Source organism: Rhizobacter sp. P1_G5 (genome assembly GCF_056405435.1).
Window position 1 is genome coordinate 1 of record NZ_JBFUCB010000593.1, and the last position, 3,771, is coordinate 3,771.

Sequence of the window (3,771 nt, forward strand, 5' to 3'; positions counted from 1 at the left end):
AAGCAGGCCCATGCGCTGGCGCTCGCCGCAGACCTGCAGTGGGTCGAGCAGCCGCCCCTCGGTTTCGGCCGCGCCGGTGACATTGCGCTCGACGCCTTGCTCGGCATCGGTGCGAGCCGCGCCCCCGAAGGTGCGCTGGCGGCGCTGATCGACCGGCTCAACGCCCTCGCCTGCCCGGTGCTCGCGATCGACGTGCCGTCGGGCCTCGATGCCGACACCGGCCAGCCGCATGGCGATGCCTGCGTGACGGCCACGCACACGCTGTCGCTGCTGACGCTGAAGCCGGGGCTGTTCACCGGCCAGGGGCGCGACCGCTGCGGCAAGGTCTGGCTCGAAACCCTCGGCGTCGACATCGACCCCGGATCGGTCGACTCCTCACTCGGCGCCGCGCCACCCGCCGCCGGCTGGCAGCGCGCGCATGCGCAGCACAAGGGCAGCTTCGGCGACCTGGTCGTGATCGGTGGCGCACCGGGGATGGCGGGCGCCGCGCTGCTGGCCGCGCGCGCAGGGCATGCGGCCGGCGCAGGCCGCACGTACCTGAGCTGGCTCGACGAGACCGGCCCGGCACTCGACGGCGAGCACCCCGAGCTGATGATCAGGCGGGCGCTGTGGAAAGACGACCTGCTGCGCGAAGCCACCGTGGTCTGCGGCTGTGGCGGTGGGGCCGCGGTGCGTGCCGTGCTGCCACGGGTGATCGGCCAGGCTGCCCGCCTGGTACTCGATGCCGATGCACTGAACGCGATCGCCGCCGACACCGGCCTGCGGCAGTTGCTGATCGCGCGCGGCCGTGGCGGCCGGCCGGCCGTGCTGACGCCACACCCGCTGGAGGCCGCGCGGCTGCTCGGCCGCGACACCGCGAGCGTGCAGGCCGATCGACTGCGCGCTGCGCAGGCACTGGCCGACGAACTGCGGGCCGTCGTGCTGCTGAAGGGCTCGGGCAGCGTGATCGCAGCGCCGGGTGGCGCGCCGATCATCAACCCGACCGGCAACGCCGCATTGGCCACTGCCGGCACCGGCGACGTGCTGGCCGGATGGCTCGGCGGGCGCTGGTCGACGTCGCACGCGGCGTCGATCGATGACGCCCGGCAGGCGGCGAGCGCGGCCGCCTGGCAGCACGGCCAGGCCGCCGACCTGTCACCCACGACGCCGCTGCGAGCGTCGGACCTGATCGCCGCGCTGCACGCGCAACTGCGCCGCGGCTGAGGCCCTCAGCGCCGGCGCGGCGCCTTGGCGGGTGGCTTGCCGCCGCTCTTGCGCGCTGCGGTCTTGGCCGCGCGCACCGGATGTGCCGACCGGCCCTTGGCCGCCTTCGTGCCGGCCTTGGCCGCGCGGTCCGCGCCCTTCACCGACGCCAGCTCGGCCGCCGCGCCGCCGGTCTTGTCGACCACCTTGCGAGGCCGCGCGGGAATGCCGCCCTCATCGCCCTCGTGCACCATGCGGAAGTCGATCTTGCGGCCGTCGAGGTCCACGCGGCTGACCTGCACCCGCACCCGCGCGCCGACCGTGTAGCGCACGCCCGAGCGCTCGCCGCGCAGTTCCTGGCGCGCCTCGTCGAACTTGAAATACTCGCCGCCCAGCTCGGTGATGTGGATCAGCCCTTCGACGTACAGGCCGTCGAGCGTGACGAACAGCCCGAAGCTGGTGACGGCCGTGACGGTGCCGCCATATTCCTCGCCGAGGTGCTCGCGCATGAAGCGGCACTTGAGCCAGGCCTCGACATCGCGCGAGGCCTCGTCGGCGCGGCGTTCGTTCGCGCTGCAATGCGCGCCCGCGACCTCCCAGGTCTCTTCCTCGGTGTGCGAACCGCGCTTCGCCTTCGAGGCCGGTTCGAGCGCGCCGGTCACGATGCTGTAGCGCTTGCCGTGCAGCAAGGCCTTGATCACCCGGTGCACCAGCAGGTCGGGGTAGCGGCGGATCGGGCTCGTGAAGTGCGTGTAGGCCTCGTACGCGAGGCCGAAGTGGCCGCTGTTGATCGGCGTGTAGATCGCCTGCTGCATCGAACGCAGCAGCATCGAGTGGATCTGCATCGCATCCGGCCGGTCCTTCGTTGCCGCGGCGATCGCCTGGAACTCGCCCGGCTTCGGGTCGTCGCTGACGCTCAGGCCCAGGCCCAGCGCCTTCAGGTAGTTCTGCAGCAGCGTCTTCTTCTCGGGCGTCGGGCCCTCGTGCACGCGGTACAGCGACGGGTGCTTGTGCTGCGCGATGAAATCGGCCGAGCAGACGTTGGCGGCGAGCATCGCCTCCTCGATCAGCTTGTGCGCCTCGGTGCGCGTGCGCGGCACGATCTTCTCGATGCGGCCGTTGTCGTCGCAGACGATCTGCGTCTCGGTGGTCTCGAAATYGACCGCGCCGCGCTTCGAACGCTCCTTCAGCAGCGCGCGGTACACCTCGTGCAGGTGCAGCAGGTGCGGCACGAGATCCTTGCGGCGCGCCGCCTCGGGGCCGCGCGTGTTGCCGAGGATCGCGGCCACCTCGTTGTAGGTGAAGCGCGCGTGCGAGCAGATCACCGCCGGGAAGAACTGGTAGGCGTGGATCTCGCCGCCGGTGGTGATCAGCATGTCGCACACCATCGCGAGGCGGTCCTCGTTCGGGTTCAGCGAGCACAGCCCGTTCGACAGCTTCTCCGGCAGCATCGGGATCACGCGCCGCGGGAAGTACACCGAGGTGGCGCGCTCGTAGGCGTCCTCGTCGATCGGCTCGCCCGGCTTCACGTAGTGGCTCACGTCGGCGATCGCGACGACCAGGCGCCAGCCTTCGAACGCGCCCTTGCCGCGGCCGAGCTTGACCGGCTCGCAGTACACCGCGTCGTCGAAGTCGCGAGCGTCCTCGCCGTCGATCGTCACGAGCGCGACGTCGGTGAGGTCGATGCGGTCCTTGCGGTCGACCGCGCGGATCTTGTCGGGCAGACCCGCGGCCTGCGACAGCGTCTCGGGCGAGAAGCGGTGCGGCACCTCGTACTTGCGCACCGCGATCTCGATCTCCATGCCGGGGTCGTCGATCTCGCCGAGCACCTCGGAAACGCGGCCCATCGGCTGCGAGTACAGAGACGGCGGCTCGGTCAGCTCGATCGCGACCACCTGCCCCGCGGTCGCGTTGGCGATCGCGTTCTTCGGGACCATGATGTCCTGGCCGTAGCGCTTGTCTTCGGGGGCGACCAGCCAGATGCCGCTCTCGTGCAGCAGGCGGCCGATGATCGGCGCCTTCTTGCGCTCGATGATCTCGAGCACGCGGCCCTCGGGCCGGCCCTTGCGGTCGTAGCGGATCACGCGCGCCTTCACGCGGTCACGGTGCAGCACCGCGCGCATTTCCTGCGGGGAGAGATAGAGATCGGGCTGCCGGTCGTCGCGGACCAGGAATCCGTGACCGTCGCGGTGCCCTTGCACCGTGCCCTCGACTTCGCTCATCAGTTCGTTGCTGACTTGCGTTGCATTGGAGAAGTTGTTGTTTTTGATGATATAGTCCAAGACTTCCTGAAATGCCCAGGTGGCGGAATTGGTAGACGCACTAGTTTCAGGTACTAGCGGGTAACTCCGTGGAGGTTCGAGTCCTCTCCTGGGCACCAAGAATAATCAATAAATGCGGGAAATTTGAGAAGGCCAGCACCAACGTGTTGGCCTTTTGCTTTTGTGAGAGAGAGATTGAAGATGCGACTTTCGCTCATGCTATAGTCGCAGGCTTCCTGAGATGCCCAGGTGGCGGAATTGGTAGACGCACTAGTTTCAGGTACTAGCGGGTAACTCCGTGGAGGTTCGAGTCCTCTCCTGGGCACCA

General features: G+C 69.1%; 2 protein-coding genes and 2 tRNA genes. 3 read left to right on the forward strand and 1 reads right to left on the reverse strand.

What is annotated here, in order from left to right:
- A partial coding sequence (locus tag AC1D12_RS27605) for an NAD(P)H-hydrate dehydratase (RefSeq protein WP_477844248.1) occupies positions 1-1,203 on the forward strand: 1,203 nt, incomplete at its 5' end.
- 5 nt (positions 1,204-1,208) lie between these two features.
- Here AC1D12_RS27605 and rnr read toward each other — a convergent pair.
- A complete protein-coding gene (rnr, locus tag AC1D12_RS27610) occupies positions 1,209-3,452 on the reverse strand; it encodes a ribonuclease R (RefSeq protein WP_477844249.1) in 2,244 nt (747 codons plus the stop codon).
- A 25-nt stretch (positions 3,453-3,477) separates the two neighbouring features.
- Here rnr and AC1D12_RS27615 point away from each other — a divergent pair.
- Positions 3,478-3,562: transfer RNA gene (locus AC1D12_RS27615), tRNA-Leu, on the forward strand.
- A gap of 124 nt (positions 3,563-3,686) precedes the next feature.
- Positions 3,687-3,771: transfer RNA gene (locus AC1D12_RS27620), tRNA-Leu, on the forward strand.